Annotated in this window: 4 protein-coding genes; all 4 read right to left on the bottom strand. The window is 72.8% G+C overall.

Annotated features, from left to right (window positions below):
• Positions 1-573: 573 nt before the first annotated feature.
• The gene (locus G6N23_RS22490; protein ID WP_157997554.1) at positions 574-12,657 is read right to left on the bottom strand and encodes a beta strand repeat-containing protein; all 12,084 of its coding nucleotides are present in this window, start codon (positions 12,655-12,657) and stop codon (positions 574-576) included.
• Between the two features lie 373 nt (positions 12,658-13,030).
• Positions 13,031-17,341, bottom strand: a complete 4,311-nt coding sequence (locus G6N23_RS22485; protein WP_162291758.1) for a PE family protein — start codon at positions 17,339-17,341, stop codon at positions 13,031-13,033.
• A 503-nt stretch (positions 17,342-17,844) separates the two neighbouring features.
• Entirely contained in the window at positions 17,845-18,468 is a 624-nt protein-coding gene (locus tag G6N23_RS22480; RefSeq protein WP_085260008.1) for a hypothetical protein, read from the bottom strand.
• Between the two features lie 279 nt (positions 18,469-18,747).
• The gene (locus G6N23_RS21270; protein ID WP_133055459.1) at positions 18,748-25,299 is read right to left on the bottom strand and encodes a beta strand repeat-containing protein; all 6,552 of its coding nucleotides are present in this window, start codon (positions 25,297-25,299) and stop codon (positions 18,748-18,750) included.
• Between the last annotated feature and the right edge of the window lie 207 nt (positions 25,300-25,506).

Here is a 25,506-nt window from a genome sequence, read left to right as displayed (position 1 = left end):
GGTTTGCTGGGTAATTTTTCGGCTCGAGCAGCAAAGACGTCATATCAAGAACCTGATAATTGGTTGCCGCAAGCTATATAGCTGTGGCAGTTTCTTTGCTGATGGGCTGTTCCCGACCGGTTGGTTGGACTCTCTTGTCGCAGACGAAAAGCCCCGGCAGTGACGGCTTCCCAAGGACACCGATAGAGGTGTCGGCGGCGGTCCGTCAGAGGGTTGACGAATTTACTGCCGCCCGGGATCCTCCGGCTCGGCGGTCTCAACATGCAGCGGCTCGCACAGCACGCGGCGCACGGGGCCGCTCGTCTCGTTCTCTGCCAGGCAGTTGACGGTCCGCATTTGCGGAGGTGTCGGCAGCTAGCGCTGAGCTCAGTTGCCGACGCCCAGTCAGGCCAAGGCAGCATCGTTGGCCCGCCCGCACGTTCTGCCACTTCTGCACCTCGGGTCGACCATGTAGGTGTGCTCGGATCGGATAGCGCCAGTGACACCGCGTCACCGGACGCTGCGAGCGCCGACCCAGAACGCCACCGCGGCCCGGTCGAAAGACCGGGCCGCGGCGGTTGTTGGGGGGTGAGCTTACGGCTTGTCAGCGCCGTTGGTGCCAGTCCAGTTGAACCCATCAGTGGTGTCCCCATTGCGGGTGATCTTCTCGTGGGACTGGCCGGTACCGCCGGTGTTGCCGGTGCCGGTGGCATTGCCGCCGTTGCCGGCCTGGAGCACACCGCTGGTGTAGGTGCCGGCACTTTCGGGGTTGCCCGGTCCGCCCGGCCCGGTCGCACCGACGTGGACGTAACCGGCTGCGCCACCCTGGCCGCCGTCGGTACCGATGCCGCCGGTACCGCCGGCCACCGTGTTGCCGGTGGCTTGGGCCCCGTCACCCAGCGCGGTGATCTGCGTCGACTGGTTGGAGACGACGCTGCCGCCCTTGCCGCCGTTGATGCCCGCGCCACCTGTGACACCGGTGGCCGATCCGCTGGCCTCGGCACCGTCGCCCCCGGCGATGATGCTGGCCTTGCCGCCGTTGCCGCCGAGCCCACCAGAACTGGCGTCACCGCCGTCACCGCCGGCGACCGTGCCGTGCGCGGTCCCGCCCGCGTAACCGGCATATTGGCTGCCGCTGATGATGATGCCGCTTGCTCCGTTGCCGCCCTTGCTCCCCGTTCCGTCGGCATCACCGCCGCTACCTCCGGTGGCCGTGCCGTACGAGAGCCCACCCTCACCTTGGGACTCCAACTCACCCCAGCTGCCGTTTCCGCCGGCGCCACCGTTGCTGCCGGCACCACCGTCACCGCCGATCGCGGTCGCTTCGAGATCGTTGCCGCCGATGGTGCCGCCGGCGTTGTCGACGACCAGATAGCCCGCACCGCCGGCGCCACCGGTACCGGCGTTGCCGAGCCCACCGGTTCCGCCCTTCGCGGTGCCGGTGATGGTGCTGCCGGATCCATTCGCGTTGGCGACAGCCTCACCGCCGATACCACCCTTGCCGCCGTCCTCGCCGCTACCGCCGTCACCACCGGTGACGTGGGTGCCGGTGATTTCAGCGCCATTGGTGACGACGAAGCTACCGGCACCACCAGCACCGCCGGTGGCGCCGCGGCTGCCCCCGTCGCCGCCGTCACCGCCGGTCGCGGAGCTGTTGATGACCTTGCTGTCACCGTCAGCACCGTTGGCGGTGACGGTGGCCGCACCACCGGCTGCGCCGGCTCCGCCGGCGTTGCCGCTCGCGTCGCCATCGCCGCCGGCACCGCCGTCGCCGCCGGTGGCTTCGCCTTCGCTGACGCTGCCGCCGTTGGCGGTGGTAACCAAGGCCTTGCCACCGGCACCGCCGGCGCCACCGGCACCGGTGCCGGTGCTGCCTTCGCCGCCGGCACCACCGTCACCACCGGTCGCCGTGCTGTCGGTGGCGCCGTTGTCGACCTTGCCCTCACCACCGGCGCCGCCGTTACCGCCGACCGCACCGCCGGTGCCGCCGGCACCACCGTTCCCGCCGTCGCCGCCGTGCGCGGTGCCGTTGGAGGTGTGGGTGCCGAACAAGCCCTCAACCTTGGCGCCACCGCCGGCACCACCGTTGCCACCGGCGGTGCCGTCCGTGCCGTCGGTGCCGCCGTCGCCACCGTTGCCGGCGGTTGCGGTCCCGGACACGGTTCCGCCGGCGCTCGTGGCGGCCTGCACATACGCGGTACCACCGGCACCACCGTTGCCGCCGTGAGCGTCGCCCCCGTTGCCGCCGGTCGCGGCGCCAGTCGCTTCGCTGATCGGGTTTCCACCAGCAACCACCTGGCCCATGCCGCCGGCCCCACCCAGAGCACCTGCGGTATCAGCGGCGCCACCGGCACCACCAGTGCCTGTGCCGTCGGCCTTGGCGCCACTGTTGGCCAGCACAATTCCGATGCCGCCCTTGCCGCCGTCGCCACCGTTGACCGCCTCACCACCGGCACCACCGGTGCCGGTGCCGCTGGCGTTGCCGCCGCCGAGGTTGTTGTAGTTCGACTGCACCCAGCCGTCGCCACCGGCGCCACCGGTGCTGTCCGCACCAGTGGCCTTGCCGCCTTCGCCACCGGTCGCAGTGCCAGTTGCACTGCCGCCGTTGGCATTCACCGAACCGATACCTCCGGCACCGCCCTGGCCACCATCGACGCCGGCCCCGCCGTTGCCACCGATCGCGCCATCACCGGTTCCCGTGGCTGAGCCACCGGCCTTAGCGCTGACCTCGCCGACACCACCGGCCCCGCCGGTGCCGCCGTTGCTGCCACCGTTACCGCCGTTGCCGCCGGTCGCGGTACCGCTAGCGCTACTACCCGCACCATCGGCGGTGACGGTGCCTGTAGCACCCGCAGCGCCCGCACCGCCGGCATTACCGGCACTGTCGCCAGCACCGCCTGCGCCACCGTTACCACCGACCGCGTGGCCGTCGTCGGTGCTGCCACCGTTGGTGGTGGTGACAAAGCCCTTACCGCCGGCACCGCCAGCGCCGCCAGCCCCGGTGTGAGTGCTATCGACGTAGGTACCGCCTGCGCCGCCGGTGCCTCCGTCACCACCGGTCGCGGAGCTCTCAGTGGCGCCGTTGTCGACCTGGCTGTCACCACCGAGGCCACCCTTGCCGCCGACCGCACCACTGCCGCCGGCACCACCATCACCGCCATCACCGCCGGTAGCACTACCGGTGGTCAAGCCGCTGTCGATGCTCTCGACCTTGGCGAACCCACCGTTGCCGCCATTTCCACCGCGGGTCCCGTCAGCATGATTGGCCGCGCCGTCGCCGCCACTACCGCCAGTCGCCGTACCACTGGCAGACCCCCGAACGGCCTGGACAAAGGCGCGTTCACCGTTGCCGCCGTTACCGCCGTGGCCGGCGCCGCCGTCACCGCCAGTAGCCTCACCGCTGGCCGAGCTGGTGGCATTTCCACCAGCGACGACCTGGCCCATACCGCCATTACCGCCGCTGGCGTCCGCTGCCGTGGCCTCACCGCCGGCACCGCCAGTGCCGACGCCCTCGGCCTTACCGCCGCTGTTGGCCAACACGATCCCGGTGCCGCCGGCCCCGCCGTCACCACCGTTGGAGGCGTTACCGCCGGCCCCACCGATGCCGGTGCCGATGGCGGTCCCGCCGCCCAACTGGTTGTAGTTGGACTGCACCCAGGCTTCGCCACCGGCGCCACCGGTGCTGCCCGCGCCGTCGCCGGAGCCGCCCTGACCGCCGGTCGCATCACCCGTGGCGCTGCCGCCGTTGGCATTGACCGAGCCGATGCCGCCGACGCCACCGTTGCCGCCGTCGATACCGGCACCACCGTTACCTCCGGTGGCGCCGTCGCCGGTGCCGATAGCCGTACCGCCGTTGACGGCCTTGACGACACCCTCACCGCCGGCACCGCCGGTGCCGGCGTTGCTGCCGGACCCGCCGGTACCGCCGGTTGCCGTGCCGGTCACTGTGCTGTCCTGCCCATCGGCCGTGGCAGTAGCAGCACCGCCAGCGCCGCCGGCACCACCATCGGTGCCCGCACCGCCGGCACCACCAGTCACGATGGCGTTATTGATCGCAGCGCCATCAGTCGCGGTGATATCCGCCGCACCGCCATTGCCCGCGGTGCTGCCGAACGTGTCGCCGGCCGCCCCGGCACCGCCGGTGGCGGCACCGTAAGCGCTGCTCGTCGCGTCGGCCGTGATGAGTGCGCCGGCACCCTTACCGCCGTTGGCGCCCACCTCGGTGGCCGTGGCGCCGCCACCGGCCCCACCGGCACCACCGGAGGCATCCCCGCCAACGCTGCCACTCGATGTGGTCACGGTGCCGCTACCACCCGTGCCGCCGTTACCGCCTGCGTTACCTGCCATGCCGGCCCCGCCCTCGCCGCCGACACCACCGGTAGCGGTGCTGCCGACATCAGCGTTGCGGACCGTGGCCACGCCGCCCTTGCCGCCATCCCCACCGGCACCACCGGTGTCAGCGCCGCCGGCCCCACCGTTACCACCGATCGCCGTGCCGTGACCGGCCTGGCCGAACTCGCCGTACACCCGGGCCTCGCCACCGTTGCCACCCGTACCGCCGTCGGCGCCGCTGCCGGCTTGCCCGCCGTCACCACCGGTGGCGCTGCCGTTGGCGGTGCCCCCGGCCCAGCCGTCGACAATGGCGCGCGCGCCGTCACCGCCGACACCGCCCTCCAGAGCCTGGCCACCGTCGCCGCCGGTGGCGGTGCCTTCGGCGAGGCTGCCGCTGCCACCGGACTGGACAGCACCGTAGTTGCCGTCACCGCCCGTGCCGCCGTCCGAGGCGTCGCCACCGTCGCCGCCATACGCGTCGCCGCTGGCCTTGCCGCCCTGGTAACCGACGATCTGACCGTATGAACCGGCGCCACCGGTGCCGCCGACGCCGGTGCCGGTACCGCCGACACCCCCCAATGCGGTCCCCTCGGCAATGCTGCCCACACCCGGGCCTGAAACATCGCCGGCGTTCACCCAGCCGTCGCCACCGGCACCGCCGGTGCCGCCGTCCAGGCCCTTGCCGCCCGCGCCGCCCGTCGCGTCGCCATCGGCGCGGGAGCCGACGTCCGATGCCTGCACCACGCCGTCAGCCCCGGTGCCGCCGGTTCCACCGCCGGTGGCCTGACCGCCGACGCCGCCGCTGCCGCTACCCGAAACCGTGCTGCCGTCACCCTTCGCGTAACCGAAACCGTCGCCGCCGGCGCCGGCGACGCTGCCGTTGTTGGTTCCTGTGCCGCCGATCCCGCCCTGCGCGGTGAAGTCGGTGACCGTGCTGCCATCGCCGGTGGCCAGCACGGTGCCGTCGCCTCCGGCGCCGCCAGCTCCACCATCGGTGCCCGCACCACCTGTCCCACCACTGGCGCTGGCGCCGCTGACCGAAGCGCCGTTGGCCACCTCGATGCCGGCATTGCCGCCCGCACCGCCGGTCCCGCCACTGGTGTCGCCGGTTCCGGCGTTGCCGCCAACGGCGTCGCTGTTCATGACGGTGCTACCGGTCCCGTCGGCCGTAATGGTGGCCGCGCCACCGGCGGCGCTGTCGCTGCCGTGGCCGCCGGTCGCCGAGACGGTGTCGATGACGGCGCCGCCGGTGGCGCTCACGTGGGCGCTGCCGCCAGCCCCACCGTCGCCGCCGTTGCCGCCGGTGACCGTGGCGTTGATGACCTTGCTGTCGGTGCCGTCAACAGCGATGGCCGCCGCGCCGCCGTCGAAGCCGTCACCGGCATTGCCGCCGGTCACCGTGCTGTTGGCGACGCTGCCGCCGTTGGTGATGAGCAGCGAAGCACCGCCACCGAGGGCGTTTTCGCTGTCTTGGCCGCTTTCCACCGTGGTGTTCTCGATCGAGCCACCCGCGGTGACGACCATCGAGTTGCTGGCACCGTCGTTGCCGACGACGCCGTTGGGGCCACCACTGCCGCCGTCGCCACCGTTGACGGTGCCATCGGTGATGGTGCTGCCCGACCCGTCGGCGTGGATAAGTGCGCCACCACCGGTGCCACCGTGACCGCCCGCCCCGGTCGTGGTGCCAGCAGCACCGGCGCCGCCTGCCCCACCGACAGCCGTGCCGGTAGCCACGCCGCCGTTGGTGCCCGCGACGCGCGCACCACCGCCGCCACCGCCACCGCCGCCGCCGTGGCCCGGGCCGCTGCTGTCAGCCATCGCACCGGCACCACCGTCGCCACCTACGCCCGCGACTGCACCCTTGCCGATGGCGTAGCCCTTGCCGCCGGCACCACCGTTGCCGCCGTTTCCTGCGGTGCCGGTGGTGCCACCACCGCCACCGGAGCCGCCGCTACCACCGGTGCCACCGTTCTGGGCGAACTCTCCGCCAATGACGCCAGTGCCGGCTCCGCCTTTACCGCCGGCCCCGCCGTTGCCGCCGATACCGCCGACAGCGTCGGCGCCACCGGCTTCGCCGGCCTCGCCACCGTCACCGCCGTCGCCACCATTACCTGCGGTGGCTCCGGTGCCGCCGCTGAAGCCGGCACCGCCGCTGCCGCCGACACCGCCGTTGCCGCCGACACCACTGCCGGCACGGGTGGTCCCGTCGCCGTTCAGGCCGCCGACACCCCCGGTACCCCCGGCACCACCGGCGCCGCCGCTGCCACCGTCGGGGTTAGCAACGGTGCCAGCTCCACCGTTGCCGCCGGCACCGCCGATGCCACCTTCGTAGCCGACGCCGCCGTTGCCGTTAGCCCCGCCATCGGTACCGCGGCCGGCGTCGCCGCCATTACCGCCGTTTCCGGCCTTGCCGCCGGCAGCACCGTCGATGCCACCAGTGCCGTTGCCGCCCCTACCGCCGTTGCCGGCGAAACCGCCCCGGCCACCGTCACCGCCGGCGCCGCCGTTCTGCCCGCCGATGCCGACACCGCCGTCACCGCCCTTGCCGCCGTTACCACCGTTACCGCCGTCTTGGCCGACGGTCGGGTTGGCGCCGCTCTGCCCGCTGGCGGCACCGCTTGAGCCGCCGCCGTAGCCGCCGTCGCCGCCGCGACCACCCGTGCCGTGGATGCCGTCCACACCGCCATCGACGCCCTTGCCGGCTTCGCCCGCTGCACCACCGGTGCCGCCGAGACCACCATCAGCGCCGTCGGCGCCGTTAAGACCGCGGCCACCGAAGCCACCGTCACCACCACGGCCACCGTTGCCGCCGTCACCACCGGACCCACCGTTTTGGCCGTTGACGCCGGCACCCCCGGCACCACCGGCACCACCGGCACCACCGGAGAGGCCCTGGCCGCCATCGGTCGGGGCAGACCCGTTGGCCCCAGAATTGGCCCCGTAGACCCCGTGGTCGCCTTCCCCACCGGTACCGCCATTGCCGCCATTGCCGCCGTGGCCGTCGACACCTGCCGTGCCACCATCGACCGCAGCACCACCGGCACCGGCCGCGCCGCCGGCGCCACCGTTACCGCCGACCGCGCCGACGTGACCGTTGGTGCCGTCGCCGCCGGTGCCGCCGTTACCGCCCTGGCCACCGTTGGCGCCCGCACCGCCGGTACCACCGTTCTGTCCACCTTCGCCGGCACCACCGGCGCCACCCTGACCGGCGGCACCACCGGCACCACCGTTACCGCCGACGCCGGCGGCTCCGTACGCGTCGAGCGCGCCGTCAGCGCCCTTGCCGCCGGTGCCACCATTACCGGCGTCGCCGCCGCTACCGGCGTCGCCACCGGCACCACCGACGCTGCCCGAACCTCCGACACCGCCGGATCCACCGGCGCCGCCGGAGCCACCGGTGCCACCATCGCCACCGGCGGTGAAGACCGGCGCGGTGCTCACGCGACCCTGTGCGCCCGCGCCGCCGTCCGCACCCTGGCCACCGTTACCGCCGTCACCGGCATCGCCACCCACACCGGTCGTACCAGCGGTGCCGTTGGTGGCACTACCGCCGACGCCGCCGTTGCCGCCGGCACCGCCATGGCCGCCCGCGCCACCGGAGCCGCCGTCCTGGCCATCGCTGTCGGGGCCGCCACGCACGGTGTCTTCACCGGCGACACCATTACCGCCGTCGCCGCCGCGGGCGCCGGTGCCACCGGCACCACCCTGACCGCCGTCACCGGAGAGGGCACCGCCCTTACCGCCGGCACCACCGTTACCACCGGCGCCACCGGCCTGGCCCGCGGTCCCCGAGTCACCGGCGCCGACGCCGTCATCGCCGCGGTCGCCGGCCACACCGTCACCGCCGTCACCACCGGCACCACCGTTACCGATGCTGCCGCCGTCACCGCCGGCACCACCGTTGCCACCGGCGCCACCGGCATTGACGCCGGTGAAGCCGGTGCCACCGGCGCCACCGTTACCGGCCGGGCCGGTGATCTCCGCGCCGTCGGTGCCGGCCTTGCCGCCGATCGAACCGGTGCCCGCGGTACCGGCCTGACCCGCCGAGCCGACCTCGCCACCGTTGCCGCCGTTGCCGCCGTCGACCTGGGCCGCCGTACCCCCCGCGCCGTCGCCGCCGTCACCGGCCGTGCCCGCATCGCCGCCGTTTCCGGCGTCACCACCGACACCGGTGGCGCCGTTCGGGCCCCCGCCGGTCGACGTGCCACCGACGCCGCCCTGGCCGCCGTTACCACCGGATCCACCAGATCCACCGGAACCGCCAGCCTGGCCGTCGCCGTTGCCGGTGACGAAATCTCCGTCGGCGCCGGTGACACCGTCGCCACCGTCACCACCGTTGCCAGCGTTGCCGCCAGCACCGCCGGCGCCACCGACGTTGCCGGTACCACCAGTGCCGCCGGCACCACCCAAGCCACCCGCAGTGCCGCTTTCACCGCTGTCACCGGCGTTGACACCGGACTTGCCGGTGTAGCCCTCGCCACCGTGGCCACCGGCGCCACCGTCACCACCATCGCCGTCAGCGGCACGCGTGTTGTCGACCTCGAGGCCGCCCTTCCCGCCGTCCCCGCCGGTACCACCGTTGCCGCCGTGGCCGCCGTCGACACCCAAGGAACCTTCGGCGCCCGCGTACCCGGTGCCACCGGTGCCACCGGCACCGCCGATACCGGCGGTGCCATCGCCGCCGTTTCCGGCCGGGCCATTAAAGCCCGCACCCCCGATACCGCCCTTGCCGGCGTTACCACCGGCACCCCCGGCGCCGGCGTCATAGCCGTCGACGTGCGTGGCGTTGCCCTGGGCACCATCGCCACCGCGGCCACCGTCACCACCGGAGCCACCAGCGCCACCGACACCGCCGACGCCCTGCTGGCCCTGCGTAGAGCCCGAGCCGCCCGCGCCACCGGCGCCACCGTTACCACCATTGGTGCCCGACTCGCCCGCGCCGCCGACAGCACCGACACCTGTCCCCTGGTCCGCGTTCGCACCGTCCTGGCCGGTGTAGCCCTTACCGCCGGCCCCGCCGGCCCCGCCGTTGCCGCCCACACCGTCGGCGACACGTGTGGTGCCGTCGGCGTTCAGGCCACCCTGGCCGCCGTTACCACCGGCGCCACCAGAACCGCCGTTGCCGCCGGCCACACCGGCGGTGGTGCTGTCGGCACCCTGGAAGCCCTTGCCGCCCTGACCGCCGGCGCCACCGACCCCGCCGACTCCATCGGCGCCGTCGGCGGCCTTACCGCTGCCATCGCCATTGGCGCCACCGGCACCGGCCTTGCCGGCATTACCGCCCGCGCCACCGTTACCACCAGCCGTGCCATCGACATGGGAGACGGTGCCGTCGGCACCGGTCGAGCCCGCGGCACCGGCGCCTCCGTTGCCACCGTTACCGCCGACGCCGCCCGCGCCGGCCTTACCGTCATTCGTGCCCTGACCGGCGACGCCGCCGACGCCGCCGTTGCCGCCGGCCCCGCCATTGGCACCGCTGACACCCGCGCCAACACCGGCTGCCCCGGTCTGGCCGTGACCACCCCGGCCACCGGCGCCACCGTCGCCGCCATCGCCCTGCGCGGCGCGGTTGCCGTCGGTCTCCAAACCGCCCAGGCCGCCGTCACCACCGGCCCCGCCGGCCCCACCGTTGCCGCCGTCGATCCGGCTTGCGGTGCCGTCGACACCGTCGAAGCCCTTACCACCGGCACCACCCTTGCCACCGACGCCGGCCGAACCATCGAGGCCGCCGGCGGCGGTGGTTCCGTCGCCGTTGGCGCCTCCGACGCCGCCCTTGCCCGCATTGCCGCCGGCGCCACCGGCCTGGCCGGCCGTGCCGTCGACACGGCTGGCCGTGCCATCAATACCGTTCTCGCCGACGGCACCGTCGCCACCCGAGCCGCCGTTACCACCGATACCGCCGGCGCCGTGCGCGCCCGCATTGGTGCCGGTACCACCGACACCACCGGCGCCACCGGCGCCACCATTGCCGCCGTGCTCACCGGCCGCACCCGAGCTGGCGCCGTCCAAGCCCTCGTAGCCGTGTCCGCCCTTACCACCGGCTCCACCGTCACCGCCGTCACCGGTGGTGGCGCGGGTGTTGTCGGCGTTCAGGCCGCCCAGCCCACCGTTACCGCCGGCGCCACCGGCCTGACCGGCCTCACCGTCGGGGTTGTGCTGCGTGCCGTTGTCACCGTCGGCGCCGTCCTTGCCGTCGCCACCGTTACCGCCGACCCCGGCCGTCCCGGAAGCCGCCCGACTGCCGTCGGCCTGCACTCCGCCCACGCCGGCGTCACCACCGACGCCGCCGTTACCGCCGGCGGTACCGGCCGTCGCATCGATGTCGGAAGCGGCATCCCAACCGGCGCCGCCGACGCCACCGTTGCCGCCCTTACCGGCCGAACCGCTGGCGCCGCTGTTGGCGAAGACCCCGTTACCCGAGGAACCCCCGGCACCGCCGACGCCGGCGTTACCGCCATTGCCGCCATGACCGCCGGCCCCGCCGTCGGGGTTGGCGGCATCACCCTGGGAGCCGGCACCGCCGTCTGCACCATCGGTACCCGACCCGCCCTTGCCACCGACGCCGCCGGCACCATGCGCACCGGCAGTCGATCCGGTGCCACCGACACCGCCATCGCCGCCGGCACCACCGTTGCCGCCCGAGACACCCGCGCCGGCGCCGGCCGCCTGCGCGTCATAGCCGGCGCCGCCCTTGCCGCCGGCACCGCCATTGCCACCGTCGCCCTGCGCGGCACGGGCGCCGTCGGCTTCCAGACCACCCTGACCGCCGTTGCCGCCGGCGCCACCGGTGCCACCGGCGGTGCCGTCGGGGCCCACTCCGCCCTTGGTCTCCGGTGACGTGCCCGCGGCTCCCGCGGCACCGTCCTTGCCGTCGCCACCGTTGCCGCCGACGCCGGCAGCACCCGCGCTCGCATGCGTCGTGCCGTCGGCGTGCAAACCACCCAGGCCCGCGTCGCCCCCGGCACCGCCGTCGCCGCCCGCGGTGCCGGCCGCCGCCGTGGCGTCGGTGGCCGCGTTATAGCCCTGGCCGCCGGTACCACCGTTGCCGCCCCTGCCGGCCGCGCCGGCCGTACCGCTGTCGGCCTGACCACCGGCACCCTGCCCACCGGCGCCGGCCTGGCCGGCATCGCCACCGTGACCACCGGCCTGCCCGGCCGTACCGTCGGGGTCCGCCGCGGTGCCGTCGGAGCCGTTCGCGCCGTCGGCGCCCGCGCCACCGGTACCGCCGTTACCGCCGAGCCCGCCGACGCCCTGCGTACCCGCCGCGCCCGCGGTGCCGTTGGCGGCGAACCAGCCGCCCGCGCCGCTCGCGCCAGCCTGGCCGGCGACACCGCCGTTGCCTCCCTGGCCGCCGTTGCCCCCGCTGGTGCCGTCAATGCTGCCCGCGGTGCCGTCGGCACCGTCGGCGCCCTCGCCCCCGGCGCCGCCCGCGCCACCGCTCCCGGCCGCGCCGCCCTTACCACCGGCGCCGAAGAAGACCGAGCCCTTACCGCCCTGGCCACCATTGCCACCGGCGGCCCCGGTGCCGCCGTTGCCACCGTTGCCGTCACCGGCGAGGAAGCTGCCGGCCAGGCCGGCGGCACCGACCACGCCGTCACCGCCGTGACCGCCGGCACCGGCCGTGCTGAAGAGGCCCCACTGGGCGGCATCGCCACCGATACCGCCGGCCCCGCCATCACCGCCCGCGGTAACCGCGTCGCCACCGTTGCCGCCGGCGCCGCCATGGCTGAACCAGGCGAAGAGGCCGGCGGCGCCACCGGCACCACCGTCACCGCCGTCGAAGCCGTCGCCACCGGCGCCGCCGTCACCGCCGAACAGACCACCCTGGCCGCCGTGGCCACCGTCGTTGCTGGCACCCGTGCCGTCGGCGTCCCAGCCCGCGCCGCCGTTGCCGAAGATCCAGCCGCCGGCGCCACCGTCGGGGTTGGTCGCCGTGCCGTCTGTGCCGTCACCGAACGGCATCAGCCAGTTGATCTCGTTCCAGCTGAATGCGGCCGAACCCGGCAGGTCGAAGTCGGCGGACCCGATGCCGTTCAGGTTGAGGTCGGCCAGCATCGCATCCCAGGTGGACGGCTCACCGAGCCCGTCGAAGAATGCTGTCCAGCTGACCGGATCGAAGACCACCTGCCAGGCGTCCTGGTCACCGAGGTTGACGCCGAGATCGGCGAAGGCGTCCGTCAGCCCCGGGCCGAGCAGATCGACCAGCACGTCGTCGAAGTCGGCGTGCACCGCCGGCGCTCCCAGCGGGGACATCCCGAACGCGAGGAACGCGCCGACCGCGGTGCCGGCGCCGATGACCCGGCTGCTGCGACGACCTTTGGAGCCACTCCGGTGACGACGAGGCACGGCACTATCCCCTTAGCTGTACATATTGACGACACAGTCACTTTCTCAGGAAACAGGTTAACAGTGCTTCCGCAAGAGTCAACCCTTGTTCACTCAGTTGGACATCAAAGGGTCCGTAGCCTGGTTGTGCAGGCAATTTGGAGTCCCGCTGAGCCCATAAATGTCGTCTGCAGCTAATCGCACACTTCAATGATTCTTAGAAAATGGGCTTCCGGGGACGCAGCAGATGCGCGACCGGAAAGCCGCCGTTACCAACCCCGCTGACGCTTGCCGCGCCGGCATCGTCACCCCGGGGGCACCGCCGGCCTCACTGCTTTAGCTGCGTACCGCAACTACCCCGATGGTGCCGCCAAACGTGATCGCGCCCTTCCAATCAGGGGTTGTTCGTGCCGTTGAGACCGTCGGCGCCGCTCACGCCGTTGGGTTGGCCGTCCTGTCCATCCTGACCATTACCGCCGGTGCCGCCGGTGGTGGCGCTGTCACCACCATTGCCGCCAGCACCACCGTCACCTCCGTCGCCGTTACCCACGGCCCCGACCGAGCCGCCATCACCGCCGGTGCCGCCGACACCGTCGCCACCGACGCTCGCGTTACCGATGCCTCCGGCACCGCCGCTGCCACCGACGGCGCCGACGCCGCCGTCGCCGCCGTTACCTCCGGCGCCGCCGGTGCCATCGGCGTCAATGGACAAGCCTGCGATGCCGATCGATTGGACGTTGCCGCGGCCGCCGTCGCCACCGTTGCCGCCGAGGCTGCCGTCACTGCCGTTGCTGCCGCCGTCGCCGCCGGCGCCGCCGGTGGCGGTCCCGCTCACGGAGATTCCCGGCGCGTGACCCTGTACCGATCCGATGCCGCCGTTACCGCCGTTGCCGCCGTTGCCGGCGCCGCCGTCACCACCGATACCGCTACCGGTGGCGGTGCCCCCGGCATTCCAGGACACGACCTGGCCATGACCACCGTTACCGCCGGTGGCGCCGTTCGTGGCGCCGCCACCGAGGCCGCCGAGGGCGACGCCGTCGTTGACGGTGGCCTGGTCTATCGCGATGATCTGAGCGTTACCGCCGTTGCCGCCGGCGCCGCCATCAGTGCCGGTGCCGCCGAGGCCGCCGGTGGCACTGCCGCCGTTGATGGCTTCACCGTTTCCGCCTTGGACAAGGGCACTGCCGCCGTCGCCGCCGGTGCTGCCGATCCCGTCGCCGTCGCCGCCGTCGCCGCCGTCGGCGGTGACATCGTGGACGATGTTGTCGGGGTAGGTGAGTCCGTCGTACCCGCCGGTGACCCAGCCCGAGCCGCCGTCACCACCGGCGCCGGTGTCGGTGCCGTCGCCGCCGTCGCCGCCGGTGGCGACGGCGTTGGTGACCGTCGTACCTGCCCCGGCCGCATAGACACCGCTCTCGCCACCGTTGCCGCCGACGCCGGCGTCAGTACCGGTGCCACCGTTGCCGCCCGATGCGCTGCTCCCGGTGACAACGCCACCCAGAACCCCTTCGATATCGGCGTTGCCGCCATTGCCGCCGACGCCGCCGTTGGCATCACCGGCCCCGGCGTTACCCCCGGTAGCAGTGGCACCGTTGACGGCGCTACCGGCGCCGTCGGCCGACACCGTCGCCGAGCCGCCGACCGCGGTGGCGCCGTTGTGACCGCCGACCGCATGCCCATCGGTTATGGAGCCGCCGTTGGTGGCGCTCACCGTGGCATACCCACCGAGTCCACCGCCACCACCGTCGCTGCCGACGGCGGAGCTGTTGACGATGGTCCCGTTGATCGCCTCAACCTGCCCGATACCACCCTGGCTGGCAATGCCACCGGCCCCACCGTCGGCTGCGTTGCCGCCCACGGCGGTGGCACCGGAGATCTCACCTCCGCTACCGGGAACACCGAAGGTCCCGGCGAAGACGTACCCTTGGCCACCCAAAGCGCCTTGAACGCCAAGGACGTCACTGTCGCCGCCATCGCCGCCCGTCGCCGAACTGTCGGTGGCCGTACTACCGGTCGCGTTCGTCACGATCCTGCCCTGACCGCCAGTACCACCGTGACCACCGTTGCTGGCCGCACCACCGTCACCGCCGGTGGCGGTCCCGCTGGCGTCGCTGTTGACGCCGAATGCCTGAATGTTGCCGATGGTGCCGTCCCCACCGACGCTGCCGGCCCCCGTGGCGTCACCACCGTTGCCGCTCTGGCCGGTACCGCCAGCATGGGCCCCAGCAGCAAACGCGCCAACCTGACCGCTGCTGCCGATGCCGCCGGTGCCACCGCCGATACCGTCACCGCCATTACCGCCGATACCGGAACCGTCGGCTACCGCACCGCTTCCGCCGGCAACAACACTGCCAGTGCCGCCGTTGCCGCCGTGGCTACCGGCACCTTCGGCGTTGCCGCCATCGCCACCGGTTCCGAACCCGCTGGCCGCCCCGTCGTTGCCGCCGATATCGGGCCTGACAAACCCACCTTGAATGTTTCCGCTGCCGCCCTTTCCGCCGACGCTTCCGGCGCCGTCCGCGTTGCCGCCAGCACCACCGGTTCCTGCACCGGACGCGCTGCCCCCGGTGCCGCCTTGCAGGCCAGCGGTGACCTCCGAGTAGCCGCCCGCACCGCCCTGGCCGCCGTTGGTACCGGACCCGCCGTCACCGCCGTCGGCCGTGGCATCGGTGACGGTGCCACCCAGGTTCGCCCCAACCAAAGCGTCCCCGCCCTTGCCGCCCGTGCCGCCGTCGGCGCCACCGCCACCGCCGTTGCCGCCGGTGGCATCACCGTCAGCCTCGCTGCCGAGACCCACAGCCGAGACGGTGCCTTGGCCGCCGGTACCGCCGTGCCCACCGGCCGCGGTGAGGCTGCCGGCACCACCGGCACCACCGTCACCGCCGGTGGCCGTTCCGGTCGCGGTGGCTGCACCGTTGGCGAAGACGCTGCCGCCGCCGCCACCACCGCCGCCACCGCCGCCGTAACCCGGGCCGCCGGCGACGCCCTGGGCACCGGCGCCACCATCACCGCCGCTGCCGCCGGTCCCACCCGTTCCGGCGCTGGCGCCGTCACCACCGGCGCCACCGGCGCCGCCATTACCGTTGGCGTCGCCGCTCGAACCCATACCGCCCATACCGCCGGTGCCGCCGGTGCCACCGGCCTGAGCGTTGCCAGTCGCGTCGTAGAGGCCTTGGCCCTTGCCGCCCTGACCACCGGCACCACCCGCGCCACCCGCGGAAGATCCATCCGCACCGCTGGCGCCAGTGCCACTGTTGTCACCGTTCGCGCCGCCGGCACCACCACTACCGGCCGTGCCGCCGTCACCACCGGCACCGCCGTTGCCACCGGTCCCGGCGGTCGCGTTGTTGCCGCCGCCGGCACCCATGCCGCCGCCACCACCGGCACCACCCTTGGCATCGCCACCGTTGCCACCCTGGCCACCGAGACCCGCAGCGGCCAAGGTGCCGTTGGTGGAGGTACCACCCTCACCGCCGACACCGCCCATGCCGCCGTCACCAGCGACGCCGCCGTCACCCCCGACACCGCCGTCACCGCCGTCGGCGCCGCTGCCGGCGAGAGCGTCTGTACCGGCTGTCCCGGTCTCACCGTTGGCGTTCCCGCCGTTGCCACCGACACCACCGACACCGCCGTTTCCGGCGTTAGCCCCCGAGCCCGTGGCACCCGCGGAGGCGAACCAGCCGCCCGCACCGCCCGCACCGGCCTTGCCGGCGTCACCGCCAACGCCGCCTGCGCCTCCGTTGCCGCCATCGGTGCCGTCGGCGATCCCGGTGGCGTCCGTGCCGGCGGCGCCCGCGCCACCGGTACCGCCCTCACCACCGGCACCGGCCGAGCCGCCCTTGCCGCCGGCGCCGAAGAAGGTCGAGCCCTTACCGCCGACGCCGCCGTTACCACCCGCGCCGCCGGCTTTGCCGTTGCCGCCGTTGCCATCACCGCCGTTGGCAAAGCTGCCAGCGGTGCCGGCGACCCCCATCGCACCGGCACCGCCGTTACCGCCGACACCGGCGGTACTGAACAGACCCCACTGGGAAGCGTCACCACCGGCACCACCGGCACCACCATCGCCGCCGGCGGTGATGGCATTACCCCCGTTGCCGCCGTCGCCACCGTGGCTGAACCAGGAGAAGGGCCCGGCAGCGCCACCGTCGCCGCCATCGCCGCTGTCGTAGCCGTCACCACCGTCACCGCCGTTGCCGCCGAACAGGCCGCCCTGACCGCCGTTACCACCGTCGTCGGGGTTGACGCTCGTACCCGTGCCATCGGCATCCCAGCCCGCACCGCCGTTGCCGAAGATCCACCCGCCGGCGCCACCGTCCGGATTCGCCGCCGTCCCGGGTGCACCGTCGCCGAACGGCATCAGCCAGTTGATCTCGCTCCAGTTAAAGGTCGCTGCGGCAGACCCGGCCAGAGTCGCATCAGCCGCCCCCCCGATGCCGTTCAGATCCAGGTCGGCCAGCACCGCATCCCAGGTGGCCTGACTGCCGAGCCCATCAAAGAAAACCGTCCAGCTGGCCGGGTCCAAGACCACCTCCCACGCGGCCTGATCACCCCAGTTGGCGCCCAGATTGCCGACCGCGTCGCCCAGCCCCTGACCGAGCAAGTCCACCAGCACATCCTCAAAATCGGCATGCGCCGCCGGTGCGGCAGCCAACGGAGCCATGCCGAACGCGAGGAACGCCCCCACCGCGCTGCCAGCACCAACCACCCGGCTGCTGCGACGACCTGACAAGCCAGTCTGACGACGACGAGACATGGCAATCTCCTTAGTCGAACATATAGTTCGTATAACGAATTCTATGCGAATTGGTTAAAACACGGTAAGCAGTAATTCTGAGGCAGTCAACCCTTTTCCGTCGCCGGAGACCCCTCCGACTTGGCGGCGGCTCTGCTGGTAGAGACCCCGTTGAACGTGATCACGACACTCGGCTTCGACTACAACTGGTCGCCTATTTCTCAGGAACCGTGCCTATCGCCGGGGTTGACGGTGGACTACCGTGGCGATTTGGCGGACGGTATGCCATTCCGCACGAAGGAGTGTTTATCAGGAAAACGTAAGGTCAGCGGCCCACTGGCCATCAGTGGCATCAGAACGCTGGGGGTGCATCCTCATCGTGGGGGAAATGTGGTGCCTCGCGCCGGCCCGGGTACCGCCTGAAAACCACTGCGGCCGGTCGCAAGGACCGGCCGCAGGGTTGAGGGGCTATCGGGTCACGGGTTGTCCGCCCCATTGGCACCGGTAACCGTTTGGTCGTTGTTCGGGTTAGGCCACGCCGAGTTACTCCCGTTGTTGACCGAATACACATCAGCCTCGGTTCCGTTGCCGCCGGTGTGACCGCTGCCTCCCAGGCCGCCGCTGCCGCCGACGACGGTGTTGTTGTTGGCGGTCGGCTGGTCGGTTGAGCTGCCGGCGCTGGTGAGCGCGGCCCCGATGTTGCCGTCGGCGCCGTTACCACCGGTGCTGCCGGTGCCGGAACCGGTGCCGCCGTCGCCGCCGGTAGCGCTGCCACCGGTCGAGGTGGTGTTCTCACCCAGTGCGGTAACCCGACTGGTTCCGGCGTTGCCGCCCTGGCCGCCATCGCCCTCGCCGCCGGTGCCGCCCTGAGATGTGCCGCTGGCCACGGCGTTTTCGCCACCGGCGGCGATGCTGGCCTTGCCACCGGTACCACCGTGGCCGCCGTTGCTGGCGCTGCCGCCCGCACCGCCGGTCGACGTACCGCTCGCCGTCCCGCCGGGGCCGCCGATGGTGTCGCCGAAGCCGGTAGTCGTCTTGGCGCTTTCGATATCCGTCCTGCCGCGACAAGTGCCGCCGCCACATCTGCCCGGTGGGTCCACCGTTGCTGCCGGCGGGATCTACGGGGAGTGAGGGGGGAGGAGGGCACGCGCGGCCAGCAAACTTTCCGGTGGAACCGAATGCTGGCGGAACGCGAGTGGTAGCGACCCTCACGGCGAGCCGTTGGCGGGCCTATTCATGTACCGCGGGAATCTGCGACCGCCGGTTGCCGAGGTGCTCCCGCACCGCGGCAGCAGGCGCAAGACCGACACGTGCGGCCGGGCTGTTTGCCCGGCCGCACGTGGCATATCGATCTATTGCGAAACTTCCAACCGCCGCGACTACGGTGCGTTCGTACCGCTCGGCAGGTTGATGTCCTGACCGGTGACGTGAACCCCGGGGCCGCTGATGATGTCGTCGGACCCACCGGTACCTGTGGGACCACTGTTGTCGACACCGTCGCCGTTGCCGCCATTCCCGGCCGTGGCCGAACCGTCGGTCCAGGAGCTGCCACCGGGGTTATCCACACTATTGTCCGCGCCTACATGAACGTAGCCGCCATCACCGCCGACACCGGCAGCCCCGATGCCCTCGCCGCCCGTGCCGCCGACGGCGGTGACGTCGGTGGCCTTAGCGTCGGGGCCCAGCGCGGTGATCTGCGTCGGCGCGTGGTAGCTGATGTTGCCGCCCTGACCGCCGTCGACGCCGGCACCGCCGGTACCGCCGGTTGCGGATCCGCTGGCCTCAGCGTTCGGTCCGGTGGCGCCAATGCTTCCGATGCTGCCGTTGCCACCGTGCGAGCCGGCGCCTGTCGCGGCACCGCCGTCGCCGCCGATTGAGGTGCCGTGCGACAGGCCACCTGTGTAGGCCACGTAAGGACGGCCGGCCCAGATGTTGCCATTTCCGGCGTTACCCCCTTGGCTAGCAGCCCCATCGGCGGCACCGCCGGCTCCACCGGTTGCATCGCCGTACGCGGTGGCGTCATGCTGCGCGTCGATCAGGCCGTTACCACCGGTGCCGCCGGTACCACCGTTGCCGCCGTTACCACCGGCCCCGCCGGTCACGGTGCTCGCAGCTCCGCCGTTGTCGGCATTGGCGGTGACCTGACCGCCGCTTTCAGCGTTCACGACGCCATTGCCGCCCGCGCCGCCCTGACCGCCATCGGTGCCAGTTCCACCGGTACCACCCTTGACGACGGTGTCGGCGACCTGGCCACCGCTGGTGGCCGTGATGCCCGCCGCACCGCCGGCACCGCCGGTGCCGCCGTTGGCATCACCCACGCCGGCGTTACCGGCTGTTGCGGAGCTGGCCGCGATGGAGCTCCCCGCGCCGTCGGCAGTGACATCAGCGTTGCCGCCGTTGGCGGTGTCGGTGCCATCGCTGGCGGCAGCGGGGCTGTTGGTGATGGCGCCGCCGTTGTTCGCAGTGACATAGGCGTGGCCACCGTCAGCACCGCTGCCCGCATTACCAGCGGTGGCGTCGCTGCCCGCGATTGAGCTGCCGGCCCCGTCGGCGGAGATTGTCGCCGCACCACCGACGCCACCCGCGCTGCTGTCGCCGGCAGTCGCATCGCTACCGGCGATAGCGCCATTGTTCGTGGCACTGACGGTGGCGTAACCACCGAAGCCGCCCGCACCGGCGTCGCCGCCGATCGCGGAGCTGTCGGAAATCGTGCCGTTGACCGCTTGCACTTCGGCGATACCCCCATTGAGGCCGGCCGCCGTGCCGCCGATGGCGGTGCTGCCGGTCACGGTGCCCCCGCTGGCCGGGTCACCAAGGCCCGAACCTGGATCGCCGGCCCAGACATACGCCTGACCACCGAGAGCCCCGGAACCGCCGTTAGAGGCGTCGCCGCCGGCACCGGCTGTCGCGATGTTCCCGGTGGCGATGCTGCCGTTGCCCCAAGCGACGATCCTGCCTTGGCCGCCGGTGCCACCGTGGCCGCCGTTGCCGGCCGCGCCTCCGTCACCGCCGGTGGCCGTGCCGTCGGCCTGACTGTTCTGACCGAATGCCTGGACATTGCCGATGGTGCCGTCGCCACCCACGCTGCCCGAGCCGGTGCCGTCGCCGCCGTTGCCGCTCTGCCCGGTGCCGCTGGCATGGGCGCCGGTGTTCAGCGCCGCCACCTGACCGGCGCTGCCGTTGCCTCCGGTGCCGCCGGTGGAACCGTTGCCACCGTTGCCGCCGATGCCGGCGCCGTCGGCTACCGCGCCACTGCCGCCGGCGACCACACTGCCGGTACCGCCTTTACCGCCGTGGCTACCGGCGCCGTCGGCGTTGCCGCCGTCGCCACCGGTTCCGGTGCCGCTGGCCGCGCCGTCGTTCCCGCCATATCCGGGCCGGAGGAAGCCTCCTTGGATATTGCCGCTGCCGCCGTTACCGCCGAAGCTGCCAAGGCCATCCGCACTGCCGCCGTCGCCGCCGGAGGCGTCGCCCGTGGCGCTGCCACCGGTACCGCCTTGCAGGCCGGCGGTGACCTCGGAGTAACCACCGGTGCCACCGTGGCCGCCGTTGGCGCCGGCACCGCCGTCACCGCCGGCTGCGGTGGCGTCGCTGACAGTGCCGCCCTGGCTGGCCCCGATGAGGCCATCGCCGCCCTTGCCGCCGACGCCGCCGTTGGCGTCGCCCGCGCCGGCGTTACCGCCGCTCACATCGCCGCCGGTCACGCTGCTGCCGGCACCGTCGGCGGAGAGATCCGCCTTGCCGCCGGCAGCGGTGTCGCTGCCGTTGCCGGCCTGCGCCGAGCTGTCCGAGATGGTCGCGCCGTCGGTGGCTGTGGCCGAGGTGTTTCCGCCCGCGCCGCCGCTGCCGGCGTTACCGGCGGTGATGTGCGTGTCCGAAATCGCGCTGCCTGCTCCGTCTGCGGTCATGGTGGCCTGGCCGGCAGCAATCCCACCACCGCCAGTGCCTCCGGCCACGCTGCTGTCGGAGATGGCGGCTCCATGGTTGGCAATCATTTGCGTATAGCCGGAACCTGCGTCGGCGCCGAGCCCCTGGGAATCGGTGATGGTCGAGCCGTTCATGGCGAGCATGTTGATGCTGGTGCCGCCCTGGGTACCGACGGCGTCACCACCGTGCACCGTGACGCCGTCGATCGTGTCGCCGCCGGTGGTGTCGACCGATCGGCTGCCGGTCACCAGGTTGCCGCGACCGCCGCCGCCACCGGTGACGCCGTCGGTGTCACTGTCGCCACCTCGGGCCCCGCTGACCGTGCTGTCGATAATGCTGCTGTTGGCGCCGCTGGTGCCGGGGCTGCCCGGGCCCGCGGCGGTTTGCATCACGCCGGTACCGCCCGCACCGCCGATACCGCCGTTGCTGCCGTCACCGCCATCGCCACCGGTGACGTTGGCGTTGGTGATGGTGCTGTCTTGACTCAGCGCCTGAGCCCAACCGGTACCGCCGTCGCCACCCTTGCTGTCTTCACCGGTGCCGGTGCCGCCGTTACCGCCGTGGCCCGTACCGGTGGCGTGCGATCCGCTGTTCAAGACGGTGATCTGCCCGGTGGCGCCCTTACCTCCGGTGCCACCGTCGAGTCCATTGCCGCCGTTGCCGCCGATGCCGGTCCCGTTGGACGTCGATCCGGTGCCGCCGGCGATCACCCCGCCGGAGCCGGCGTTGCCGCCGGTGCCGCCGCCGGTGGCGTCGCCACCGATGCCGCCCGTCGCGGTGCCGCTGGCCGTACCAGCGGGGCCGCCCTGGCCGAGGTAGGTCTGCTGGTAGCCGCTTCGGATGGTTCCGGCACCACCGTTGCCCGCCGTGCTGCCACTGTCGGTGCCGGTGCCGCCCGCACCACCGACGGCAGTACCGAACGACGTACCACCCGCGGTCGCGGCATCGCCACCGGTGGTGGTGATCTCGCCGCTACCGCCGTCACCACCGGCGCCGCCGTTCACACCGTTGCCGCCGATGCCGCCGGTGGCCGTGGTGCTGGTACCACCTGTGACGCTGCCGCCCAGTTTCGCATCGATGAGCCCGGCGCCACCGTCACCGCCCGCACCGCCGTTGCTGCCGGCGCCGCCCGCGGCACCGGCAGCAACACCGGTAGCGGCACTGGTTGCATCGTCAGCGGAGAGTGTGCCGTCACCGCCGTCCCCACCGGTGCTTCCGGTTCCGGTAGCGCCGCCGCCAGCGCCGCCGCCGGCTGCACCCGTCGCGCTGCCAGCGTTCGCCGAAACCAGACCGGCTCCACCGTCGCCGCCGGTCCCGCCGTTGTTGCCGCCGCCGCCGGCTCCGCCGGTCGCGCCATCACCGGTTCCGGTAGCCGAACCGCCGTCGGTGGCTAGCACCGTGGCGTCACCACCGGCGCCGCCGGTGCCGTCATTGGCGCCCCCGCCGGCCCCGCCGGTGGCTGCGCCCTTGGCGCTGCTGTCGGTGCCGACAGCCTCAATCCAGCCTCGGCCGCCGTCGCCGCCGGTGCCACCGTTGGTGGCGTCACCACCCTCGCCGCCGAGTCCGGTGCCGCTACCGTCGCCGCCGTTCAAACCGATGACCGAACCGCTGCCGCCGTTACCGCCTTGGCTGCCGTTGCCGGTGCCGGTGCCGCCCGCTCCGCCGGTGGCGGTTCCGTCCGCGGTGGCGTCGGGGGTGGGGCTGGGGCAAGGACCGACCCCGGCGCAGCCGTAGCCGGCGTCGACGACGCCCTCGCCGCCGTTTCCGCCCGCGCCACCGTCAACGCCGTCACCGCCGTCACCGCCGGTGCCGGTACCGGTCGCGTCAGTGTTGTCGCCGACTGCTTCGACGTAGCCGACGCCACCGGAACCTCCTGTGCCGCCGTTGGTTCCGTCACCGCCGTTTCCGCCGACGGCCGTGGCGTCGTGCGCGACGCTGTTGGTGCTCGTGTAGCCACCCAGGATTTCGGCCAAGCCGCCGTCACCGCCGGTGCCGCCGTTGGTGCCGCCGTTTCCGCCGTTGCCGCCGGTCGCGGTGCCGTCGGCCGAGCTGCCCGTACCGAACGCGGAGATGTTGCCCTGGCCGCCGGTACCGCCGTGCCCACCGGCCGCGGTGAGGTTACCGGCACCACCGGTACCGCCGTCGCCGCCAGTTGCCGTGCCGGTCGCGGTTGCGGCGGCATCGGCGAAGACGCTGCCGCCGCCACCGCCGCCGCCACCGCCACCGCCGTAGCCCGGTCCGCTCACGGCACCTTGGGCACCGGCTCCGCCGGCACCGCCGCTGCCACCATTGCCACCGTTGCCGACACCGGCGCCGTCGCCGCCTGCGCCACCATTGCCGCCATCACCGTCGACGCTGCCGTTCGTGCCGGCACCGCCCATGCCGCCGGTGCCACCCGTGCCACCGGCCTGGGCGTCGCCGTCGGTGTCGTACAAGCCAACGCCCTTGCCACCTTGGCCGCCGACGCCGCCCGCACCGCCCGCGGAAGAACCATCCGCGCCGCTCGCACCTGTACCGACGCCGTCGCCGTTTGCGCCGCCGGCCCCACCGGTGCCGGCGGTACCGCCCTTACCGCCGGCACCGCCGTCGCCGCCATTGCCGGCGGCCTCGTTGGTACCGCCACCGGCACCCATACCGCCGGCCCCACCGGTGCCACCGTTGGCGTCACCACCGGCACCGCCCTTGCCGCCTGCGCCGGCCGTGCCATCGTTGGCCCCGGACCCGGCGGCGCCGCCCTTACCACCCTCACCACCGTTACCGGCGACACCACCGTTACCTCCGACCCCGCCGATACCGCCAGCCAAACCACTGCCGGCCGTAGCGTCGACGCCCGCCTCTCCGGTCGCACCGTTAGCGTCAGCACCGGCACCACCGACACCACCGGCGCCACCGTTACCACCGTCGCCTAGCGCACCTGCCACGCCCGCAGCACCGGCGTTACCCGCATGGCCGAACAGCAGGCCACCCGCGCCACCGGCTCCGACAGTGCCTGCCGCGCCGCCGGCACCACCGTTCCCGCCGTTGCCACCTGCCCCGCCGTTGCCACCGTCGACGTCGGTAGACGTACCAGCGGTGCCGGCCGAACCATCGGCGCCATCGCCACCGTTGCCACCCACGCCACCGTCGCCCGCCGCACCGCCGTTACCACCGGTGCCGAATGAGAACGAGCCCTTGCCACCGGCACCGCCGTTGCCGCCCTTACCACCGACACCACCGTTGGTGCCGTCAGCGCCGGCGACGCTGCCCGCCACGCCCGCGGCACCGATTCCACCAACGCCGCCGTCACCACCATTACCGGCGGTGCTGAACAGACCCCACTGGGCGGCGTCACCACCGGCACCACCGGCACCACCATCGCGACCCGCGGTGATCGCGTCGCCGCCGTTACCGCCGTCGCCACCGTGGCTGAACCAGGAGAACGGGCCAGCGGCGCCACCGTCACCACCGTCACCACCGTCGTAACCGTTACCGCCGGCCCCGCCGTCGCCGCCGAACAGGCCGCCCTGACCGCCGTTACCCCCGTCGTCGGGGTCGATGCCCTGGGCCGTGCCCGTGCCGTCGGAGTCCCAACCGGCGCCGCCGTCGCCGAAGATCCACCCGCCGGAGCCGCCGTCCGGGTGGTCGGGAGTGCCGGGCGCGCCGTTACCGAACGGCATCAGCCAGTTGATGTCACCCCAGTTGAACGACGCTGCCGCAGTACCGGCCAGCGTGGCATCAGCGGCGCCCCCAACGGCGTTCATATCCAGATCTGCCAGCACCGCATCCCAGGTGGCCTGACTGCCGAGGCCGTCGAAGAAGGCCGTCCAACTGCCCGGGTCCAAGACCACCTCCCAGGCGCCCTGGTCACCCAGATTGGCGCCCAAACCGGCGACCGCGTCACCCAGGCTCTGCCCCAGCAGGTCGACCAGAACGTCGTCGAAATCGGCGTGCGCCTCCGGCGCTGCGGCCAACGGGGCCATGCCGAACGCGAGGAACGCCCCCACCGCACTGCCAGCACCAACCACCCGGCTGCTGCGACGACCTGACAAACCACTCTGACGACGACGAGACATTGAAGCTTTCCCCTTAGCTGGCACATAACGGTGGCATAACAACCCCTGCGGAGAGTTAGGTTAACGCTCATTCTTATTACGTCAACCCCAGTGGATTTCGGCGGACTACTCAACCTTCGCTTCGGCAATGGGCGCTGACGTGGCCATATTGCTCCCACC

It is taken from the genome of Mycolicibacter terrae, assembly GCF_010727125.1.
Classification (GTDB): Bacteria; Actinomycetota; Actinomycetes; order Mycobacteriales; family Mycobacteriaceae; genus Mycobacterium; species Mycobacterium terrae.
Note: the sequence above shows the minus strand (reverse complement) of the source record. Positions and strands in the feature narration are given on the sequence as shown.